Origin of the sequence: Alicyclobacillus fastidiosus (assembly GCF_026651875.1) — a bacterium.
In the GTDB taxonomy this organism is placed as follows: Bacteria; Bacillota; Bacilli; order Alicyclobacillales; family Alicyclobacillaceae; genus Alicyclobacillus; species Alicyclobacillus fastidiosus.
Genome location: NZ_CP104067.1, coordinates 1796075 through 1816833, shown reverse-complemented (window position 1 = coordinate 1816833; position 20759 = coordinate 1796075). Strand labels below are relative to the sequence as shown.

Here is a 20759-nt window from a genome sequence, read left to right as displayed (position 1 = left end):
CATGAGTGTAATCGCGCAAAAGGTTCATCATCGGGTCTTGCTGTCTGTTGAGCATCATATGGAAGTTGGATATTTTGATGGGATAGGTAAATTTCAACGAAGAAGACACCTAAAAGACAAAATGCGGCCATTACACCGATCATAACTAAAGTGTGGACGTCACTCCGTGAATCACTCAAACACTCACCCCACCGATAGGTTTTGCATTATGTATAGAAACAGCTTGCACGATACGCCGTACAATATATACAACCGTGTTCAGCACATGCGTCGGGAGACAGCGGACTCCACGAAAAATCCCGCGTGCTACCATTTGATGTGATTACACGTTAGTCATAAAGATATCGATAAACCGATAAGAAGAATAGCTAATCCCACAATCTCTAAGAGCCTGTTCATATGTTTCCCTTCGTATTTCCATCATGTAGAGTTTGATGGTTTGTACTTCACTTCACCATATCGTTAACCCAGCCATCGCCATCAATGCAAAGACGGCACCAACTGCGATAATAATGCCACCGATAGCAATCCCCTCCGTAAAAGATTCCGTACCGCAGACCCCACCTTCGTCTGCGACCATGGCGACCACGTTTGTCGCCCTTCCCGGTATTTCTGCTTAAAGCATACGAGCCGTATATTGAGTACAGATTGAATCTATGTGTCAGCAATTTGGTGATTGTATGGAGATGCACACACATTTAAGAGAGGATGACCGTTTGCCACACTCGTCTGAGAACAAAAAGTGCCACCGCATCACTGCAATGGCTAAGTAAAAAGGAGATACGTCGTGTCAGTTTTCTCCAGCGCTGTTGGAGCGTTGTCTCTATGCGGGCTAACCTCTCTAGGATATCGACGGCCCGCTTCGGCACTTGTTCATTGTGCACCCCGTCACCCCGCTGTCAGCCCGACTACAGGCCACTCTTTCACCGCTTCGTAAATATCCTCCGGACTCACCGTCAGCCCGAACTTCGGCCCCCATGATGCCGTCTTGAAATACAGTGCGACCAAAGATGAGCATATCTTCCGTTTGTGCTCGGACGACGCTACCCACTTGTCAGGAAGATGAGCTAGGTCACGAGTAAGATACGACATCCCATCATTAATGATGGCTAGCCAGTCATAGTGCTGCCCGATGCATTCCCGCACTGCTTCAATTCCAGCCTGTATCCGAGACGGAGGGACTGGAGGGCGGAACACAGCGAACTGGCCGTAGTCAATTTGGTCGATGGCGACCGTTTTCCCCCGCGCCTCGATTTTGCGGTTAGCATCAAGCGCAATGGCTACGTGAAAGAAGTACCTGCTCTCTCCCGGGTCTTCCATGCGCTCACCCTCGATGACTAAACACGTGTCGAAGTTCGGCGGTGTGCTGTAGAGAAGGATGTCGCCTGTTTCGCATGTCAGCATTACCTCTTCACCTCCGGCTTTAAACAAAAAAGCACCCCCAGAAGGATGCTGTAAGTATCGATTTCAATTAGGTTACTGTTGGTCATTTGCTTTGCCTGTCGCTTTGCAGCTATCTTCTTCGAAGCCCAAATCACGAACAGCACGATGGCAGTCCCAAGGAACACACACGCTTCGAATGTGTAGTAGATCATGAAGCCAACTTAAATGAACAACCACTTGATGGGGTGTCCAATGGCTCTGGCAATCAATCAAGGCCCCGTAACATGCAATGACTTTCCATCATTATATGCTAGGCAGGATATAAATACCATCATGTGATTTTCCCAAGGATTACGCCTGAGTTCCTTAGCATCGCAACGAGAACACGATCCCCTGCCTCAGCATGTATGGCGACAAGTACGGATAGGGACGACCTGACGCCGTGGACTCGCCATCGAACAACAATGTCGGGCGCCCGCTGCCGCTGTACGCGGACGGGATCGTCGCGATCTTCCACGCGCCTGCCTTTTCGCCGTGGAGTTCACGCTCGTTTTGCTCTGTGGGTGAAGCCCGAGCGCCTTGATCAAATTCGTCGCGTCATTCATACGATCAACTCCCTATACTTGAACCACGTGCTGTATTGTGTGACTCATTGTCGCACTAGCTGCAACGTTCAAAGTCCAACCGATCTCGTTGAACTTGTCCGAGATGCCTAGCACGCTGTACTTGAATTGGATCACGTCAGGTCATAGCCGTTAATCTGCCGCGTAATGACCTGTGCGCTGTCCGTCTGCCGAGGTGGAGTGGATAGCAGGACACGCCGAGCGGGAACGCGGCGAAGTTTCCGTCCATCATCTGCAGGAATGCGAAAGGCTGAATGCGGTCGCTCTGCACGTACCACGGAATTAACGATAGTTGATACCTCGTCCTCCGTCTGACACTCGGCTAGTTCCTCCACCCAGAGGCGAGCGATTGGGAATTTGCTCGTCTTGATGGACTTGATCTTCGCCGGATCGTCGGCGCCATGAAACACTCCTCGAGCGTGCGCGTCACTTCCGCAGGCACAGGACATTTATGGGGTAACGCATGATGTCGTACACGAGCATGATACTGATGTGCGTGGACTTGGAGGAGTTGCGGTCGCCCGTCAGGACGTAATACAGGTGCTCGCCCTTACGAACCTCTTTCCACGGACCTCGGAACGCCGGAAGTATCTTCTCCGACATCCTGGCTTCAGTCATCGACATCATCCACGAACTTCACGAACACATCGCCGCTAACATTCACGTTGTCCTTGAATAGGCCGTGATGCTTACCGAGCAGTTCCAGTGCCTTCATCCGGTCGGGGAACTTCGCTTTGCGGGATATCTTCTGATAGTCCCCAAGTCCATGACTTCTTCCTCGAGGCCGTCGATAAGTGTGCCATCCACGCCTGTGTCAGTAAAAGGTGAATATGGTACAAATCAAGCGTCACGGCGCCGGCCAATCAGGGTATCGTGAAAAACGTTACCCTTCTGCTTGATCGTGTTAGGTTTAAGTACGGTCACAATTGCCCCGGTATTATTCATTCGCACCCGCGGATAAGATATAGGTTGGTAAAGCGGACCTTAGTGCCCTGTTAACCCGTTCATCCCAAGTACGTGATAGGGCGTAGGCCTGCCTGTCCCTAACTCTACTCTTTGAAGGGTTACGCACTTCAACCATCGCATTTCGAAATGCGTCTTGAAAGGTAATTTTTTCGTTCGTCGTATAAACAAGGCGATTTAGATCCGATGTGATCGGAACACCATCGACGACAATGGGTTTACCCACGGCAAGATACTCAACCAGCTTTAAGGGATTAGAAGATGTACTCGCCTTTGACGATATACGAGGCAGTAACAGTATATCTAATGCTTGAAGGTACCCCGGTAAATCTTCATAGGGAATAGCACCAAGATATCTTACATTTTCGTGCTCGAGAAGCCGTCTATAGGATTGAGCGTGTCGATCACCTGCCATCTGACTTCTTTCCCGAACAAAAATAAAGTAACTTCCGGAAAAGTATCTACAATGGAAAGCATTGCTTCAAAGTCGATCCAGTGGTTTAACGTTCCGGCAAAACCTACACGAATTTGATTTCCGTTGTGCTCTAATCCGGTTGGAACTTCAGACGACGGACTCATGAAGAGTTCCGCATCAACTCCGTTTGGCAAAACTACAACAGGTCTATTGAGTAACTCTTCCATTTGATTACGAAGTGTTGGAGAGACAGCTAATACGGTGGACGAAAGTTCTGCTAATCGACGCCAAGCTGTAACTACTTCTTCCCGATTCCATCCGTAAGGGAATGAAAGTACATCGTCAACACAATCAAAGATGACATATTGCGGGTTGAGTCGCTCTATAATCCGATATTGATAAGGTGTCCAATTCGTGACGTAAACGACCGTCTCATTCCTCCACTCGTGTCCCCAGTGATGGGAAAGCTCATCATCGAGATTCTTTATTTGACGTTTGACTGCAGTCGATAAAATGTCTAATTTTTTTGGAATCGATAAGGGGGGAGTCAAGACCGTATTGTGTTCGCCCATTTTACATGATTTCCACCCCCACAATGTTCCTTTGAATTTCTTCTCATGAAATAACGATCGGGATGGTTCCACATAGATGACTTCCCCTTTAAATCCCCGCGTCATCAATCGCGAGGTATCTTGAAAACCAGGTGTATGGTATGCCGACATGCCAAAACTAAGCCAGTTTTTGAACATATGTACACCGCCTTAAAGTTTATATCTGGCTACAAGCTTTCATTGGCTTGCACATCGATGATTACTGACACGATTTAAAATAAATTGGAGGCGATTTGTTCATTTTGTGTAGATAAGGCATCCGATTTGAATCAAACACGGTATCGACATTCACTACGGCCTTTATCAATGAGGTTGCAGAATCATGCCTAGGATTATTCAATCAAAGTCATTTGAAGTGGCTTCTTTGAGAAGAAACTGCACAAGACAGCGACGAAACGTAAATCTCTCTACGAAGCGCACCGTCGAGGAGAGGGGGAAAGGTACGGGTTCTGTAAACGTACACTCCATATAATCGTCATAACGCCTCCATCTCAGTTTCACATGACACCTATATCATCAGTGGTGTGAACGATGATGTGCCTGAGACGCTTTCGATTTACATCCCTTTCCTCCATGGCAGCCGTATTCCGAGCGGCTGTCCTTTTCATGTTCCAATGTTCACGGACTTCGATTGAACTTTTTTTGAGCACACATGTCCTATAAATGAAAAAAGTAGTTCTTTCCACTCTAGCAACCATTGCACTACTCGCTACACCGACTATGGCATATGCCGCTACGTCCAAAACGGCTACACATTCAAAAGTAACTCACGCTACGACTCATTCAACAAAGTCTCATGAAACGAAAGCAACGAAGCCAGTGCATAAGAAAACAACGTCTAAGCACTCAACCAAAACTACTTCATCCAAGGCAAAAACATCGAAGAAAAAGTAACTCTGGATACATAGACACATCCTATTGAACGCTGAATAAGGGCAGTCCATAGTGGGCTGTCCTTTTGCATGTCAATCAGCGTTTGGTCTCTGTTCCAATGGCAATAAAGGGTATCGGTAATAATCCGAATACCGGCGTGTGTGTTCCGGTCTCCATCGCCTCTATAATTGATGATGAAACGTTCCTCACGACATTTATGTACGGATGTCGTTTTTTAATGTTCCATTGTCCCGCCTATGTCTGCCCGTGTTGATTCCTTGTCGATCCTACATCCCACTCGGCCTTGTAGGACAACGGTGAGAACGGAAGACAGGGTATTGCTAAGGGAGACTCCGTTTGACGTCCGTATACAGGTAGGGCGTTCGACTTACTGTATCAATGCGTCCATATATTCCTCCAAGAAACACAATCGTTACTTGTTTGAAATACAACCGTAACATCCACGTTCTACAATGATGGTGTCATGTTGATGTGTTGTTGCACTGCCCCCTTTCAATACAATAGCCTCTCGGCATTTGGTTTTTATTGGTCTCTCAAGGTTTTGGACCTAGAGAGATTTTCATTTGCCCCCACGTTCCCTCCATATGCCGAGGGTACTGAATTGGAAATTCAAATACGAATTCGGAACAAATTATGCTGGAACATCAAATAACACTTGACTTTTTGGAATCATCCCAATAATCACCGAGAAGGGCTTAGCCGTCCTATCTCATCCATATTGGGGTTGTGTTATGTTACCTATCCTTCGGTCTCACCAACAGTATCCATCGTTCATTGAGGAACGTCTTCGCCTGCACTACTCGAATGGCTCACTGCTGTTCATCGCCAAAAACTGGGCGCTCGTAGCAAAATTTTGGGTCACAGATCTCTCTGACACCTTCCAGTGCGTCAAAGGTACTTACTCGTGTCGTGGTCCCCAATCCATTGACCCTGCGAACCTACTCCGTTCCTACCTTCTCATGCTTGAGGTTGGAGAACCATCCATCACGAAGTGGGTGAACCAGCTCCGCCGCTGCCCGTTATACGCTATCCTCAGTGGTTTTGAGTATGGTCACACCCCGGGCGTAGGTACGTTCTACGATTTCTTTGGGCGGCTATGGAATCACGTTTCTCCCAACATTGCATCTAGGCGAAGACTTAGTCGAAAGAAACCCAAGAGAGGAAAAAAGGGAGAAAAGGCGCCCACTACCAATCCAAAGAGAATTGCCAAACTCATATCTCAATTGCAAAGACGTACAGCCATTCGTTCACAGCCTTTTGACGTGCTGCTTCGCCTCTTCCAACAACAATTTCTCTCTGTCTCCTCTTCACTTGGTTTGTTAGGAATGTACATGCCCTGTCCATCGCTGGTGACGGTATGCCCGTGCAAACAGCAGCCCAGATTCGTAGCAAGCGAATTTGTTCCTGTCGTGACCAGGGAAAAAATCAGTGCTCCTGTCATCGCCAGTTCTCACAACCAGACTGCGACATGGGCTGGGACAGCTACCGAAATAAGTTTTACTTCGGCTACCACTTATACAGCCTTGTCGCTGCGGATAGCCCTTACGACCTACCGATTTACCCTAGGCTACAAAGGGCTTCCCGACACGATGCCACATCTTGGGTCGTGAGTGCCCGTGAGTTCAAGGCATACTTCCGAGAATACACCTGGGACAGAGTTCTTCTTGACGCTGCACATGATGCCATGGCGATTTACGAGTATCTAAGGTCACAAAAGATTACACCGTTCATCGACATGAATCAGCGCAACACGGGCAACAAGAAATACAAAGACGATATGATGATCTCTCGAAATGGGGTTCCGATTTGCAAGAAAGGGCTGGAGATGAGAGACCGTGGATACGACAGCTCAAGAGCCCGTCGCAAATATCACTGTCCGCTTGTCGTAAAGGGAGTGGTGACATGTGACACGCCATGCTCCGTTTGACCTTACGGAAGATGTGTCCACACATACACCAAGGATAATCCCCGCTTGTTTCCACCCGTCGCTCGCAACAGCAACGAGTGGACCAATATCTACAAACGCAGAACCACCTGCGAACGCAGCAACAAGCGAGCAAAAGAGGATTACCACCTCGAAGCCGCCAAGCATCGCACCACCATGATGTGGACCATCCGGGTCTATGGCATTGCAATGTGTCAACACATTGACGCTTGGTACCAAGAGAGCAACCTGGACCTAAAGCCAATGCTCTTGTCAGCTTGAGAACACCCCAATCATACCATCTCCAGCGATGACTTTTTAAAAATCCCATCGTCATCGCTTTGTTTGCTATACCCTTTTTCAAGGAACCTTGTCGAACAACCATGAAGCCGATGGTTACCAGTTCATTTCTGGAAATTCATCTGGTTCATGTAATTTTCTAACCATCCAATACCGAGAGGCTATTACAGAATTTAGCCCCGACGATGTGTTTTCGTAGGGGCACCTTTTTGTCCATGTGTGTTGTCATGCTAAACCATCTAGGTCGGTGCGGTACGTCGCTTACCCTATGAAAATCATCTCCCTAACTTTGAATTACGATTATTCGTCATCGCTTGAAGCTTTCTGATCATTTATAGCCACGAGCAATTGCTCTAATTCGTATAACTTTCCTTCTATGCGGTGCAGGTGACTCTGCATATCATTAATTTCTTGCTCTGCCTTGTAATTAATCGCGAAGTCGATTACAGATTCATGCTTGTCCCTAGCGGCCTGCCTGTTTTGACTCATCATAATGATTGGAGCCTGAAACGCCGCAATAAACGATAGACAGAGATTAAGAAGAATAAAAGGTGGTTTATCAAAACGAAGCGGAATGAAAGGAAGTGTATTCCACAAAATCCACACTGCAAGTACGATCGCAAAAATTATAATAAAGGACCAACTGCCGCCGAATGAGGCAATTCGGTCTGCCAACCGATCTGTCCACCTTGTGCGACGAACATATTCGTCATCTAAATGCATCATAATTCGACGTTCATAGTTGTCCACTAACCGGTCGATTCTCTTTGCATCCGTCTCATTGATTAGAATGTCAAATCCCTCAAATGTGGACGCATCCTGCTGAATATCCTGAGGTTTGACATAGTAATTCCTTTTTACCATGTACCTAACTCCTCTTTTTGGGGAATTGAACGCACTTAATACAACACCGAGACGAATCCTAAGCCATTATATCGTTCACCACCTAAGAACTGACAATTCATATCCATTTTCCAAAAAATCAGGTCCGCTTACGCTCAGAAGTACCTATCCACACAAAAAAACCGCAATGGGTCGTCACGTGACGGCCTTGTTGCGTTATATCCATCAACTCAGGTATAGAGTCGCCAATCGCCCTCAAATGTAATTTTGAGATATCGTGGATAAACTATGGTTCAAGACTTTTCCTCACGACAGCCTTATCTGGGGCTGTCGTTTTTTCTTGTCCCTTTGTTGTTTTATTCGCTTGTTTGTCGATCTCATATCCCGCTGCTCTGACCAGCGGCATGTGTAGTCGCCATAGTCGTTACCGTACTGATTTGGGCTGACAGTGGCCCACTAAGTAGAAATACCCCCGTACCGAACCCTGAGAATCGATACGAGACCTTTACCTTGGAACAAGCTTGTTTGTAGGCTAAGGATTAATTCTACTAAGCATGTTCAAAAACACATTTACTGTCGTCATTGGCGTTCAGCGCGTTAATTGCTTGTTTCGCCAGTTGGCGCCTAAACAGCGTTTTATTTTGATCCACCTGGCTAAAGTCACCATACGTGTGCATCGTATCAATCCAACCGTCGTGGATATAGCGATTGATCACACTTGCAGCATACGGCTGGTCCGAGACCCCTTTGAAATATGACAGTTCATCAGACATCGGTTCGTGATTGATATCGACATAGCCGGGTTCATTATCGCCGTTATACATGAAAAATGAGTCTGAAAAATCGAGTCCAAGACCTTTGCCAAGTGGCGTCATCTGCGTAGTGTTTATAAACTCATGAACCAAGTTGAACTTACGAAGCGTCTCACTGTCCGCGTCCGACGATATAGCTAGCATGGCTTGATACGGATACGGGAACTTGCGCATGCCATAAACTTTAGGCGCCTTACCTGTGTCGTAAACAAATACGGTTGTCGCTGTGTACTTCGCGTGTAGTTTACGTTCCTCAACGTGCGTCGACACGTTCGGTTTAGTTGCATTTGACGAAACTTTAGACAGAGCGTTGTTTACATCACAGCCAGTCAAGGAGGAGGTTATACCAACCGCTACTGTAAGTGCACGGAACGTATGGATCAACCGACCACTTGTAACATTATTCGGGTCACCTCGCGCACTACTTTGTCCGACTCAAGACCGTCTAGAATTTGGACGGTCTTGAATCACATGCTTAGTAGCCGCAATCAGATTCCTGCACGTATTAAAGGAAGCCCGCAATCATTGAGCTTCCTTCAGAGAGTGGCTTTAAACGTTTGGTGCTGACTTACCCCTAATGAAGCTGAAAGTGTCTATGCTCAATGCACCTCAGATTACCCGAACATAATCAAACTCTAGTGCTCTAAGCAACGCACGTGCAATAATCATGTGCCCTGTTTGAGACGGATGAACCCGGTCGAGTGCAATAGAAGCTGAATACACATGCTTCAAAGCCGAGTCAAAAGCTGCTTGTGTGTCTACAAACAGACAATTGTTGTCCTCTGCTATGCGTCGAACAACATCACCATATTCGTCCATCATCGACCGCATAGCATCTTGGCGATTGGACTCAATATAAAACGGGGATAGCAAGATAAGCCCTTTTACATGAGGCAATGTTCTTTCAACTAGTTCTCTAAGTGTTACTTCGTATTCTTTGATCATCACGTGGGATTCGCGCATCAGCGGTTGATCAAATTGCCGCCACACATCATTAATACCAATCATCACTGATACCCAATCTGGCTCTAACTCAAGTACGTCTGACTGCCAACGTTCCTGTAGATCTCGTACCGTATTTCCACCTATGCCCATATTCACTACTCGAATGCGATAATCTGGATATCCACTAGCCAACAATGCATTAACCAATGATACATATCCGTGTCCAAGTGCATCAAACAATCCTTCACCAACTGGATGCTTACGTCCACAATCTGTAATGGAATCTCCTATCATGACAAGTTTCGTTCCATGTTCAAGCAACACACCAGAGTCCTCCCCAGGTAGTTCTACCACTATTTGTGGAATTATCACTTGTTCCACAGCCCACCAACAAAATTGCCACCATTGCAGCTGTTCCCGCTACAGGGTCCAATTTCCATTTTTCACTCAATTATTATCCCCCTATTTATTAGTCAGAAACGATCCGATTTATCCAGTCGGGAGGGCAAACTGGTGCATACGCTTTCACGACATCGACAGCTCACTATCAAAGTGATGGATGCTTCAAATCCCTAGTTTCCAAAACCGTTACCCCATCATTTTCAACCGAATGCATAAACCGCTTCCGCACTATTCATACTATTATTTTTGATTAGCATAATTTCGTTTGTCAAAGGCTAATTTTTTATTTTGTCAGGTTGGGTGGCTCTCAATTCGAGCATTCCAATACTGACCCCGTGTTTATCCCATTTAAAAGCCTTCAATTCCTAACCGCCCCTCAAGTACTCAGTTACACATGCCTTCTTTAAGCACCCTGAGAGCTTCTTGACAGCGTTTATCTGCCTAGCCAAGGTTGGTGTTAGCCGTACTTATCAACATACTCCGAACCGCTTGGAAAACTTGGTCAATAGCTTGGCGACGGTAGTCCCACCGTTCATCTGGTTCAGGTGGATTAACCACCATTGTTGCATTTACCTCGAACAATAAAAGGTCACCATCCTCATTTACACCGAAATCAATTCCGGCATAATCTAACTTGAGTTCGTGTTGAATCCGCTTCAGCGCAGCCATGATACGTCCCCCCAAAACCGCTGACATATCCTGCAAAAACACAGCTTCTTCAGCACGATATCCCGAATAAGCGGCCATTTCGGAAGTGAAATAGTGCACCTTCCAATCCCTCGATATCGCAAGATGCAGCGGATACAATTTTCCTTGAATCATCATCACTCGGTACTTACGAAACGATCCATCTGCCGCTTGTGAGTTGAGATACTGTAAGACGAGAAAATCGTCACCTTTCAGGTCATCAATTGCGGAGACCAGTTCCAAGGCGTCATTTACTCGTATAAAATGACGCCCTGTATGAAAACCTGGTCTCCTCAATAAAATCGGGAACTCAAACCCTTGATTCATCAATGCGGTACATGCATCGGAGGATTGAAGAAGTGCACGCGATAGCACAGCGGTTCGCGGAGTAATCACACCGGGAACCTGAGAGAATCGGTGTGCGATATCGACGCGTCTCGTAAAAAGAACATCAGAAGGATCATTTATCACTGGTGCACTAGTACGTTCTAGAATAACCTGAGCAGCTTCTAACGCCGGATATGCCAAATCCGCGTCACTAATCGCATTGAAAACAAATTCATGTGGTGGAAGAGGAGTGTCGGAATCACAAAACTCTACAAACACAACAAACGTCTGAAAAACACGATCATCAAGGAAATTTGCAGTTGGTGTATTTCCTCCAACAGCAGAAACTAACAACAATAATCGTATGGGCTTCACAGCCCCATGATAAGGAAACTCGACGATTGACTGTCCCTGAAATCCAAGTTGTCGATGAAAATCAGCTTCTACTTCATTCCCTAACTCCGCATACACATAAGATAAACCTTTGTGAGCTTCACGATGGTTAGGAGTCAATTGAAGAGCAGTACTGTAATGTTCTCGGGCCAACTCAAACTCGCCATCTTTTAAAAATAAATTCGCTAAATTTACATGCCCCATTGGATCCGAAGGGTGTCGTGAAACAGCTTCCGTATAGGCTGTTCGAGCTGCTGATCGAAATCCTGTATTATAGAGTAATGTGCCTAAGTTGTTTAGTGCTCCCACATGTGAAGGCTGCCGTGCTAATAACTCCAAATAAGTATTTCTAGCCTCAATCATGCGCCCCAACTTTGTTAAAAGACAGGCTTTCTCAAACAATAACTCTACCTTATCAGGCTCCGCTCTGAATCGTTCTTCAAGAAGCTCGACTATAAGGACCCAAACTCTAACGTTATTCACCATAAAACTCCTCACAAATACAAATAAGGTACAGCAATGTCAGAAACACAGATGACTATCCATACTACCACATCCATAGATGCTTGGCTTCGCCCTTAAAAGCACAACATGTTACACCCTGAACTCTTACACCGACAGCAGCACATACGGGGCAGCGCAGTTTCCGAATCTTCATTTTTGAACGTAATTTTTGAATCCAACATTAAATCATAGATGCCAGTGCTGTCCGTGGTCTCGCAGCGGTTGTGCCGAAAGAGTCAAAATACCATTCGTGCGAGGAGTCATTTAAAGGCAACCCTATTCCCTTTTGTTAATTCGAATGAGTGGAGTTTCGGATAGTTTGCTGACCGAACTGGCCTTACACAAACATGGATGAATAAGGTTGTTAGTGGAAAGTCCGTGCCGAACGTGCACGACGCACAAAAGATCGCTCGGGCACTAGGTACAACAGTGCATGAGTTGTGGCCTCTGGAGGAGGATGAATGATGCAATCATTCGGAATTCCAGAACTCATTGAACGCCAAAAGGAAGCAGCGAAGCGCATCGTGGATCGAGTGATCCAAGGCCCCGTATATTGTCCTGTCTGCGGCTTCGAGATGAAAGAAACACGCGGATGCTGCCCATGGTGCCGGAATCGCGGGTATAAGTCAGTATGTGGGGATCTGACTAGCTGAGGATGATGACTAATGCTTGAATTCGTGTATATCATTCGCCCCACCGTGACAACTTCGTTGAAACCATGACTGCAGAAGAGCAAGAAATCATGGGTAGACATTTTGTTTATCTACAGAAACTAATGGGCAAGAGACTATTCCAATGGAGAATGATACGAATGACTGTCGAAGACAAGACTATCCAAGGCTTTTGGAACCCACTGACTGAATTACGCCGCTTTTAAAAATCAGAGGATAGGAGCACGATTTGATGCACGAGAATCCTGATACAAATGTCGTTATAGTTGCATACCGTCCATTACCAGGCCACGAGGAGGAAACACGAGCCCTGCTTAACAAGCATGTCCCAACCTTGCGTACGAATGGCCTAATCACCGAACAAGAGACACTCCTGCTTCAATCACAGGATGGAACGTTCCTAGAAATTTTCGAATGGAATGGCCCTGAGGCAGCCAAAAAGGCACATGAAAATGCACAAGTCCGCGAAACCTGGGGCGAAATGGAAAAAATTTTAGAGATCACAACGCTTTCTACGCTCCCCGAGGCAAACAAACGATTCGCCCCTTTTCGGCGCGGGTAGTAGAGTCCATACACTAGGGGAAGGCTGAGAGAAGGTCGAGGACTGCATAAACCCGCGCGTTGTATGCAAGATCACCGATGGGCACGGGCCAAGTAGGACCAACAGGTCCTGCAGGTCCTACCGGCCCTGTTGGTCCGGCTGGTAAGGTCCTTAACTTCGTATACACCCCGCGTTCCGAGGGGTCTCCTGTGAGGTGCTGCAGCAGCACTATCAGAGATGAATAACGTGCCCGCTTAACGTGATACAACTCATTCAACAGCGCGAACCGCTCGCGTCCACAGACAGCGGAACTAGAATGAGACCTTTTAACCCGAACGGCCCATAATATTTGCGATCCTAGACAATCCGGAGGTGTTAGGCATGGTACGAGAAGGGTTGATTCCAACTGTTCTAGGGACCGCTGTAACTGCCACTGGTCTGACATTGCGGAACGCAATGTAAATCCTGCACTTAGCTGGTCAATTGCCGCATTTGGTGCAGCACATATTGTGCTCGGGGCAATCGATTTGGTGCAACACCGACGCTCGGGGCAAAATTGACGGAGTATGCACTACACTCCGTCTCTTATGGTTTCAACGAACCGACACCAAACGTTCCACCGGTACTCGTCGGCTCTCTCCATCCACCATTAGGTGTAGGTCCCCAGCGTACACCACCGGAACGCCCTCCCATACCTCATCCTCGAATGGTCCAAATAGCGTCAAACAAACAACCACCTCATTACGCATAGTGCCCACCAATTTTTCTGGATATATCCATAAGTTAGCCTGCTTTAGTCAAACTTACGGCGCGCATCAGTGCTGTTGAAAGCGTAGTTCGGTGTGAAAATCCTTTATGAGCGGCGTCCTAGCTATCTGGATTGATTTCGCTGATATCCCGGCCGTTCGCCCATCGATGGATGACATCGCCCCAAACGCCGAACCGCGCCCGTAGTTGCCCCACTGGTACACGTGCCACATCACCGATGGTGTGTGCTTTGAATTCCGTCCGCAAAGTCTCTGCTCGGCGTTTTAGTCAAAACATCTCTTCGACAGACAGCGGGTGCAACTGCGTCGGAATGTCTTCCTCTGTCCACCACACGATGCCGCCGGGCGTTTTCTTGGCCTTTGCGTTCGTCATCTTAGCCACCCATTTATTCGGGCCTAGCCCTATGCAGCAACGGATACGGAAGGTATCCCATATCTTCGCCTGAAGTTTTCGTGCTGCTTCAATCGGGTCAGGGAACAACGGTGAATCGGCAGGCATCGCAAAAAATTCCTCATCCACGCTGAACTGCTCCTGCAGTGGAAGAGGAAGTCGCATGGTTTCCTGGATACGCAAGGACGTCTCCATGTAATTTTCACGATGTTTCGTAAATGAAACTCAGCTTGGAACACTACGTAAGCTATCTTTTGACCGACTTTTGTTCTATTGATAGTGATCCGTACCATAGCTTCATAAAATAGATTCCAATTCGTCATGTTAGAATCCGACGTTAAAATCGTATTAACTATAGAGAAATTCCGGACGACAGTTGTTAACATTTGGTTATGGGGCATGTTTGAGTGGCTTCGGTAATCCTAATAAGCTAGTGCATTTGCTGCATTGAGAGGCCTACACACATCAAGCGCGCTCGACTGCATAAATAATCGCTTTGGTGCACGATGTCCTTATTACATAATTGGGCAGAATAGTCCCATGGCTTTTCCGAAAAATGTTTGTATATGGTTCGTAGAAAGGCAAAGGTAATGCAGGAACGCGGTAAGGACTACTGAATATCAAGGATAACAACTTGTTTAGTTTATGACAGGAGTGAAAAAATGAAAGCTCGGATTGCATTGATTACAGTGCTGACAAATGATGTTCCAAAAATGAAACAGTTTTATCAGGATGTACTGGGCTTCTCGATTAAGAGTGAAATGGATGGATATGCGGAATTTGTAAACGAAGGTGTACGATTCTCCGTATGTACCCGCCAGGTGATGGCAGACATCACAGGAGGTCATGAATCGTTTAGAGCAGAACTGAAAGGACAAGCTTTTGAACTTGCTTTCCCATGTGAATCTTCAGAGGATGTTGAGCGGTCATACTATGACATTGTTGCAAAGGGCGCTATTCCGATTAAAGAACCTGCAACCATGCCATGGGGTCAAACCACGGCTTTTTTTGCTGATCCTGAAGGGAACATCCATGAGATATTTGCTGATTAATCGTCCATCTTGCGAACGCTATAAGGATTGGTTCTTCAACGGGGGCATTAATCCCACAAGTTTGTGCATTCATTTGTGCATGGATATACATTGCCTAGCAGCAATGTCTTGTGTCGTTAGCGGGCAGGAATGTGCAATATGAGTTATTTTAAAATTATGACTAGATTGATGGGGAGTGAAATCATGGGAGCGGACCTCCGCTATCCAATTGGTAAGGTATATCAGGCTAAGCATGAAGTTACTCCAGAAGAGAAAGAACGATGGATAAACGATATAGCTGAATTCCCCCTTAAACTGCGTTTGGCTGTACAAGGGTTATCACCAGAGCAACTAGACACTCCGTATCGGCCTGGTGGATGGACCGTTCGGCAAGTCGTTCATCACTTAGCGGAAGGTCAAATGGTGGCGTATACGAGGGTTAAATTCGCCTTAACGGAGGACCATCCCATTATTACAATACAGCAAGAAGATTTGTGGGCTGAGTTGCCTGACTATCGCGACGTTCCCATTGAGTCGTCGCTACAGTTGTTTCAACTGATACAAGAGCGTTTAGTGACTTTATTGCGGGGACTAAACACCGAAGATTTTGGTCGCGCGTATGTGCATCCTGTCAGTGGAACATGGACTTTAGAGAATGTTATCGGTCTGCTTGCTTGGCATAGCAAACACCATACCGCTCATATTACATCTCTGCGAGAACGTATGGGGTGGTAAAGGGTTATTCCTGGAAAACGAGGCATAGTGTCGCATCATTATGCGCTGGTGGGCGATTTCACTTCTGTCGCACAGGGGCAGGTTAGCCCGATAAATCGTAGATGAAACATAGCCTTACAATGCCTGATTACTACTGATGACTTTCTGTGTCCCCACATGTGGAGGTAAAATAGTGAACCATTCTAATTCAACCAGCTCGATTCAAGTTAATACTCCAACAATAGAGCCATATAACCCTCCACATGCAAATTGGTGGGTTATTGGTGGCCTGGTGGTGTTTATTTGCATTCTCGCAATTGCGATTAGGTTTAAGAAAGGAAAAAAATAAAACTGTTTAGCATAAAGCAGTGGTTCTCAGATTGTTAACGGGGAAAAACTGAAGACACGTCCAATGATGGATGCATGGATATTCAGATCGATTTCACGGCTGTTGCTGCACACTGGGTCAGTTTACCTGAATAAGCAGGTACAGGTACATAATTCCTTGAAATGTAATGTTAGTTATAAATGTTCAGGGGAGGTTCGGTGAATGCGAACTATTGTACAAAGGGTTACCATCTCTGTCACTGTTATTGTTTTTTCTGTCTGGCTGGTGAGTGCAGCATTCACCTCGGCATATGGTGTGCGATATTTATGGGCAAAGTCAATGCTCAAAAATGCCTCCGTAACTACCCAACCAATTTATGACGGTTTGAGAGAGGCTTCTATATTTCATATACAGCATGACTGGGCGATCCCAGCAATCCTTTCTTCGCTATTGTTAATGGCTGCTTTATCACTTAATGTTTTTGTATTCAATTGGCGTTCTAATCGAGTGAGGAAGTATATGCGATTCAAATCAGCAGTACATCGCCTATGGAATTAACCCATCTTACAATGTATCTGAGTTATGCACAATAAAAACACCTAATGGTTCAAAGTGGAATCCGTTTGCTGTGAAAGGTCAACCAAACGACCCAACAGCTAATCTGAAAAAAGGAAAATCCATACAGTTCATTTTTGATGCTCCAATAAAAGAAGTGTTTGGTGATTCGAAACTACTTGATTTTAATGAGCCTGAATTTGAATTAGATGGATACACGAAAGAAGGAAACAAAGAAATACCGTTTGGAATGAGCGGTGATGTGGGGCTCTTTCTAAGTGAGCATAAGTGAGTCCCACCACTAGAGGTTGACCGCTCGGTCATGGCTTAGCGCCATGAAGCGGAAATTTTGTGGTCAGAGAAACACTCTTACTCTGTCGCTCCCTCGTGGGTCTTTAGCGACAGAATCCCCTATCTCGACAACTGCATAAAAATATGTAATGATGTATAAACACTGCGTTTCTTCATCGAACAAACTCTTGATGGCTCGGATTTTATGGCCGAGACTTGAGGGCTTTAAGAGTTCGTTATGACTAAGATGATTTCGCAGTATACTCAGTGTCACATCTTCCACCTGTATGTCCCCGATGTCCCGCATCAACAATTTATGTTGCTGCCGATAGGCGCGAATCGTAAACGGCGAGAATCCCTCCTGACCTCGAACAGTCAAAAATGCTTCGGACGCCTGAGAAAGATTCATAAGTCCAACCTCCCATGAGAACTTCTTGCGTATTCCGGGGCTTTGGAGAGGCAATACGCCTACCCCGACGAATGAATTTTACTGAATAAAATTAGCGTAGAGCGATAGTGAAATTATATAAGACTGTTCTTGCTTATATTTGAAGTGTAGATATGAACATAATCGATTTTTAAAAATGCTGGGAATTGCGTTTCCTTTGTAGGCATCCCTGCCATACCGCCAACCGCATTGTTTATTGTCAGATACATCGGCTCGTTGGGTACAAACTTTGTCATGCGGAAAATCTGTTGTCCATCGATGTACCACGTCAAATCGTTCTTTTTCCAGACTAGCGTGTATGTATGATAGTTGAGAGACAAATTAAACGGCATGATGGCCGTCACTCCGACACTCTTGTAAGGCCCAGTCGGAGCAGCGTGAAACGTGGCATATGCGTTGTTCGTCTTGGACCCAAGGTATTCCATCATATCTATTTCAGGATAAACAGGATCTTCTACCGGTTTGAGCCACAAAGCGGGGAATATCCCTTTCCCGGCCGGTAATTTTGCTCGAATCACAACCGTTCCATACGTAAATTCAAAACGCCCTTTTGTGTCAATTCTTCCAGAAATGTAGTCCCTTCCGTGATAGGATGCGTGGTCAGCCTCAATAATCAATTTTCCATCCCGGATATACACATTTTGCTTGGAATAGTATTGTAATTCGTTACTATAGGGCCATGGCTGTGACACTATTCTCCATGCCTTCAAGTCTGACGATGTATTGAACTCTTGGTCAAATGCTGGCGGATTCTTTGGAATAAGATTTTTTGTTGGTTCGATATGGGTGATGTGGATTACCTTGTTGGCACTCTCTTTAGGAACCATTAGAACGACAATAACAAGAAATAGGATTGTTATTGTTAGTAGCAGGAAAGCTCGATATCTGACCTTTTTCAACTTAAGTTTTGCAAAAAACTCCATCGCTTGTGTACGACCTCGTTTGTTTTAATGTAGTAGGTCTAAATCTGTATTGTTTTATCGAGAGAATGAGGAGGTTCATTGAATTGCTATATTCCTGAAGGTGTTACGCCCACCTCACGATTGTTTGAGGTCGATTTCGATGATTCGGCCAACAGGCGTCTACGCCGAACATGGATCATACGAAGGACGTTTTTCTCAATATCATCCAGTTGATCTAGGGTTGCGTCCTGACGGATATAACGCAGTGTTTTTTGCACGTTTTTTGGTAAATGACGCAATCTTACCTCACCACAAGTACGGATAATATCAAACCCCTTTTCTTGAATGACGAAAAGATTACGGTATATTTTTCGACAAATTCTTCGTTCTTTTAAGGGTAGGTCGGGGACAATAGATCCCATCGCATCATTGCGCTTTTTTAACTGAGCAACGAAAAGGTGAGAGTAACAAATGAATTCTCATATGATCAGACCCAGAGTGAGTATTCGAAAAACACGAGTAAAGTTGTGAGAAACATGGTCATAAATCCTGGAGAACAATTCGACTTTTTTGCTACGACTGCGACTAAACAGCGAATCGTCGATAATGAGTATATCTGTCCTACCATCTGAGGTGAGTCGAGATATCTGCTGTATAACGGTAGCACTCAGCAAAAGAGACGCCAGTTACTCGTGAATATGTAACACGCAGGGGTGGCGTCCCAAAATTTTTATATGGGACATTACCCCTGCGTTATACTATAACCGAATGTATTCTCCCTTAATTGTACCAAGCATATTTTGTACGTTTTTCGTATCAAAGAGAACCGTCGCATTTTCCCCAATTAAAGTATAATCAACATCTGAATGATTTGTTACCACAACGGTTATATCCGAATTTACAATGGCAGTTTCTGTATCTCTAACATTGTGATACGTCTTGCCATGTACAGTTACACTGGTCACATGGTCATCCCAAAACGTAACATTTGCACCAAGTCGCTCTAATTCAGCAATCAACTCCAGTGCTGGAGATTCTCGTACGTCACTAACATCCTTTTTGTAGGTGATACCGACGATAAGGATATTACTTCCATGGATGACTAAACCTCTTTCGTTCAATACCTCCATGATACGTTGACAGGTATATCGAGGCATATTTGAGTTGATGTCACCGGCCGTTTCAATCATACGACTTTGCATATTTAATGATCGTACTTTCCAACTTAAATAATAGGGATCCACCGGAATACAGTGCCCGCCCACACCGCTACTAGGGTAAAACGGCATAAATCCAAATGGTTTAGTACTCGCTGCATTGATAACTTCCCATATGTCAATACCCATATTCTCGCAAATGAGTGCCATCTCATTCGCAAAACCGATGTTCACGTATCGGAAGGAATTTTCGTATATCTTGGTCATCTCGGCAACCGACGGGGATGATACTTGAATTGCATATTCTCCAAAGTACATACAAGCTAACTTTCCACAGACAGCGGTCACCCCACCGACAACGACAGGTGTATTATGGATGTTAAAGTTTTTGTTCGCGGGATCGATCCGTTCCGGTGAATACGCTATGAAAACGTCTTTACCAATTGTAAGTCCCCGCTCTTGAAGCATTGGCACTAAGATTTCCTCGGTAGTACCTGGGTATGTGGTGCTTTCCAAAATCACTAGAGCGCCTGCTTTTACGAAATTTTTAACATCACAACACGCGCTTTCTACGAATTGTAAATCGGGATGCTTGTATTCATCAACTGGTGTTGGCACACAGATAACGATGACATCTGCGTCTGATAAATGATTCGCGTCATATGTTGCAGTCAAATTCCCTGAATTAATCAATTCAAGAATAGATTCGGACGTAACATCATCGATATAGCTTACCCCACTTGTAATTTTATGAACTTTATCGACCGATAGGTCATAACCGATAACGCAGAAGCCTTCCTGCGCCTTTGCGACAGCATTTGGTAGACCAACATAGCCCAGTCCGATAATCGCGATTTTTGCTGTCTTTCTCTCGATCTTTTCCATCAACGTCATTGCCTGCACGTTAGTATCTTGAATAGAAATTGCCATATTTAAT

Annotated in this window: 22 protein-coding genes and 4 pseudogenes; 10 read left to right on the top strand and 16 right to left on the bottom strand. The window is 45.5% G+C overall.

The features are described 5' to 3' along the window. Window positions 1–451: 451 nt before the first annotated feature. From NZD89_RS09010 to NZD89_RS08990, 6 genes are all read right to left on the bottom strand, one after another. Complete coding sequence (locus NZD89_RS09010) at window positions 452–589, bottom strand: hypothetical protein (protein ID WP_268007383.1); 138 nt, start codon at window positions 587–589, stop codon at window positions 452–454. A gap of 299 nt (window positions 590–888) precedes the next feature. Further along, complete coding sequence (locus tag NZD89_RS09005; RefSeq protein WP_268007382.1) at window positions 889–1431, bottom strand: hypothetical protein; 543 nt, start codon at window positions 1429–1431, stop codon at window positions 889–891. 688 nt (window positions 1432–2119) lie between these two features. Next, window positions 2120–2416: a phage terminase large subunit gene (locus NZD89_RS09000; RefSeq protein WP_268007381.1), complete on the bottom strand. Its 297-nt coding sequence runs from the start codon at window positions 2414–2416 to the stop codon at window positions 2120–2122. Between the two features lie 16 nt (window positions 2417–2432). Next, on the bottom strand, window positions 2433–2624 hold the full coding sequence (locus tag NZD89_RS08995; protein WP_268007380.1) for a hypothetical protein: 192 nt from the start codon (window positions 2622–2624) through the stop codon (window positions 2433–2435). 319 nt (window positions 2625–2943) lie between these two features. Then, window positions 2944–3384: a glycosyltransferase gene (locus tag NZD89_RS29545; RefSeq protein ID WP_369125241.1), complete on the bottom strand. Its 441-nt coding sequence runs from the start codon at window positions 3382–3384 to the stop codon at window positions 2944–2946. Then, window positions 3327–4133, bottom strand: a complete 807-nt coding sequence (locus tag NZD89_RS08990; protein WP_268007379.1) for a glycosyltransferase family protein — start codon at window positions 4131–4133, stop codon at window positions 3327–3329. The genes NZD89_RS29545 and NZD89_RS08990 overlap by 58 nt, the downstream gene beginning before the upstream one ends. A gap of 1487 nt (window positions 4134–5620) precedes the next feature. Between NZD89_RS08990 and NZD89_RS08985 the strand changes: the two genes are divergently transcribed. The 3 genes from NZD89_RS08985 to NZD89_RS08975 are packed head-to-tail and all read left to right on the top strand — an operon-like array spanning window position 5621 to window position 7095. Beyond that, window positions 5621–6499 carry a hypothetical protein gene (locus NZD89_RS08985; protein WP_268007378.1) on the top strand — a complete coding sequence of 293 codons (879 nt, stop codon included), beginning with the start codon at window positions 5621–5623 and terminating at the stop codon, window positions 6497–6499. Beyond that, window positions 6496–6816, top strand: a complete 321-nt coding sequence (locus NZD89_RS08980; protein WP_268007377.1) for a hypothetical protein — start codon at window positions 6496–6498, stop codon at window positions 6814–6816. Before NZD89_RS08985 ends, NZD89_RS08980 begins: the two co-directional genes overlap by 4 nt. Window positions 6817–6861: 45 nt before the next feature. After that, window positions 6862–7095, top strand: coding sequence for a hypothetical protein (locus NZD89_RS08975; RefSeq protein WP_268007376.1), 234 nt, complete (start codon window positions 6862–6864; stop codon window positions 7093–7095). A gap of 318 nt (window positions 7096–7413) precedes the next feature. Here the strand turns inward: NZD89_RS08975 and NZD89_RS08970 are convergent, their stop codons facing one another. From NZD89_RS08970 to NZD89_RS08955, 4 genes and pseudogenes are all read right to left on the bottom strand, one after another. After that, a complete protein-coding gene (locus NZD89_RS08970; protein ID WP_268007375.1) occupies window positions 7414–7977 on the bottom strand; it encodes a DUF1003 domain-containing protein in 564 nt (187 codons plus the stop codon). A 554-nt stretch (window positions 7978–8531) separates the two neighbouring features. Further along, a pseudogene (locus tag NZD89_RS08965) lies at window positions 8532–9038 on the bottom strand (hypothetical protein); the annotation flags it as partial. Window positions 9039–9377: 339 nt separating this feature from the next. Continuing rightward, window positions 9378–10037 (bottom strand): SGNH/GDSL hydrolase family protein, encoded by a 660-nt coding sequence (locus NZD89_RS08960; protein ID WP_268007374.1) that lies wholly within the window; start codon window positions 10035–10037, stop codon window positions 9378–9380. 519 nt (window positions 10038–10556) lie between these two features. Further along, the gene (locus NZD89_RS08955) at window positions 10557–12005 is read right to left on the bottom strand and encodes a tetratricopeptide repeat protein (protein ID WP_268007373.1); all 1449 of its coding nucleotides are present in this window, start codon (window positions 12003–12005) and stop codon (window positions 10557–10559) included. Between the two features lie 351 nt (window positions 12006–12356). Between NZD89_RS08955 and NZD89_RS29540 the strand changes: the two are divergent. The 3 genes and pseudogenes from NZD89_RS29540 to NZD89_RS08945 all read left to right on the top strand — a co-directional run. Beyond that, window positions 12357–12491: pseudogene (locus NZD89_RS29540) on the top strand (helix-turn-helix domain-containing protein); the annotation flags it as partial. A 438-nt stretch (window positions 12492–12929) separates the two neighbouring features. Beyond that, complete coding sequence (locus tag NZD89_RS08950) at window positions 12930–13259, top strand: hypothetical protein (RefSeq protein ID WP_268007372.1); 330 nt, start codon at window positions 12930–12932, stop codon at window positions 13257–13259. A 360-nt stretch (window positions 13260–13619) separates the two neighbouring features. Beyond that, window positions 13620–13798: pseudogene (locus NZD89_RS08945) on the top strand (asparagine synthase). A 33-nt stretch (window positions 13799–13831) separates the two neighbouring features. Here the strand turns inward: NZD89_RS08945 and NZD89_RS08940 are convergent. From NZD89_RS08940 to NZD89_RS08930, 3 genes and pseudogenes are all read right to left on the bottom strand, one after another. Beyond that, window positions 13832–13963 (bottom strand): hypothetical protein, encoded by a 132-nt coding sequence (locus NZD89_RS08940; RefSeq protein WP_268007371.1) that lies wholly within the window; start codon window positions 13961–13963, stop codon window positions 13832–13834. 142 nt (window positions 13964–14105) lie between these two features. Next, window positions 14106–14252 carry a hypothetical protein gene (locus tag NZD89_RS08935; protein WP_268007370.1) on the bottom strand — a complete coding sequence of 49 codons (147 nt, stop codon included), beginning with the start codon at window positions 14250–14252 and terminating at the stop codon, window positions 14106–14108. A gap of 21 nt (window positions 14253–14273) precedes the next feature. Further along, a pseudogene (locus tag NZD89_RS08930) lies at window positions 14274–14597 on the bottom strand (Y-family DNA polymerase); the annotation flags it as partial. A 461-nt stretch (window positions 14598–15058) separates the two neighbouring features. On the opposite strand from NZD89_RS08930, the gene NZD89_RS08925 reads away from it, so the two are divergent. From NZD89_RS08925 to NZD89_RS08910, 4 genes are all read left to right on the top strand, one after another. After that, a complete protein-coding gene (locus NZD89_RS08925; protein ID WP_268007368.1) occupies window positions 15059–15448 on the top strand; it encodes a VOC family protein in 390 nt (129 codons plus the stop codon). A 183-nt stretch (window positions 15449–15631) separates the two neighbouring features. After that, a complete protein-coding gene (locus tag NZD89_RS08920) occupies window positions 15632–16162 on the top strand; it encodes a YfiT family bacillithiol transferase (RefSeq protein ID WP_268007367.1) in 531 nt (176 codons plus the stop codon). A gap of 529 nt (window positions 16163–16691) precedes the next feature. After that, entirely contained in the window at window positions 16692–17027 is a 336-nt protein-coding gene (locus NZD89_RS08915; protein WP_268007366.1) for a hypothetical protein, read from the top strand. Window positions 17028–17097: 70 nt separating this feature from the next. Next, entirely contained in the window at window positions 17098–17316 is a 219-nt protein-coding gene (locus tag NZD89_RS08910) for a hypothetical protein (protein WP_268007365.1), read from the top strand. Between the two features lie 63 nt (window positions 17317–17379). Here NZD89_RS08910 and NZD89_RS08905 read toward each other — a convergent pair whose 3' ends face one another. From NZD89_RS08905 to NZD89_RS08895, 3 genes are all read right to left on the bottom strand, one after another. Further along, window positions 17380–17724, bottom strand: a complete 345-nt coding sequence (locus NZD89_RS08905; protein WP_268007364.1) for a site-specific integrase — start codon at window positions 17722–17724, stop codon at window positions 17380–17382. A gap of 113 nt (window positions 17725–17837) precedes the next feature. Continuing rightward, window positions 17838–18686, bottom strand: coding sequence for a glycoside hydrolase family 16 protein (locus NZD89_RS08900; RefSeq protein WP_268007363.1), 849 nt, complete (start codon window positions 18684–18686; stop codon window positions 17838–17840). Between the two features lie 737 nt (window positions 18687–19423). After that, window positions 19424–20752, bottom strand: coding sequence for a nucleotide sugar dehydrogenase (locus tag NZD89_RS08895; protein ID WP_268007362.1), 1329 nt, complete (start codon window positions 20750–20752; stop codon window positions 19424–19426). Window positions 20753–20759 lie beyond the last annotated feature (7 nt).

Bases quoted from the DNA above. Each gene is read 5' to 3' on its own strand.
- NZD89_RS08995 (WP_268007380.1), bottom strand. From the start codon at position 2,624: ATGACTGAAGCCAGGATGTCGGAGAAGATACTTCCGGCGTTCCGAGGT.
- NZD89_RS29545 (WP_369125241.1), bottom strand. From the start codon at position 3,384: ATGGCAGGTGATCGACACGCTCAATCCTATAGACGGCTTCTCGAGCAC.
- NZD89_RS08990 (WP_268007379.1), bottom strand. From the start codon at position 4,133: ATGTTCAAAAACTGGCTTAGTTTTGGCATGTCGGCATACCATACACCT.
- NZD89_RS08985 (WP_268007378.1), top strand. From the start codon at position 5,621: ATGTTACCTATCCTTCGGTCTCACCAACAGTATCCATCGTTCATTGAG.
- NZD89_RS08970 (WP_268007375.1), bottom strand. From the start codon at position 7,977: ATGGTAAAAAGGAATTACTATGTCAAACCTCAGGATATTCAGCAGGAT.
- NZD89_RS08950 (WP_268007372.1), top strand. From the start codon at position 12,930: ATGCACGAGAATCCTGATACAAATGTCGTTATAGTTGCATACCGTCCA.
- NZD89_RS08925 (WP_268007368.1), top strand. From the start codon at position 15,059: ATGAAAGCTCGGATTGCATTGATTACAGTGCTGACAAATGATGTTCCA.
- NZD89_RS08920 (WP_268007367.1), top strand. From the start codon at position 15,632: ATGGGAGCGGACCTCCGCTATCCAATTGGTAAGGTATATCAGGCTAAG.
- NZD89_RS08915 (WP_268007366.1), top strand. From the start codon at position 16,692: ATGCGAACTATTGTACAAAGGGTTACCATCTCTGTCACTGTTATTGTT.
- NZD89_RS08905 (WP_268007364.1), bottom strand. From the start codon at position 17,724: ATGAATCTTTCTCAGGCGTCCGAAGCATTTTTGACTGTTCGAGGTCAG.
- NZD89_RS08900 (WP_268007363.1), bottom strand. From the start codon at position 18,686: ATGGAGTTTTTTGCAAAACTTAAGTTGAAAAAGGTCAGATATCGAGCT.
- NZD89_RS08895 (WP_268007362.1), bottom strand. From the start codon at position 20,752: ATGGCAATTTCTATTCAAGATACTAACGTGCAGGCAATGACGTTGATG.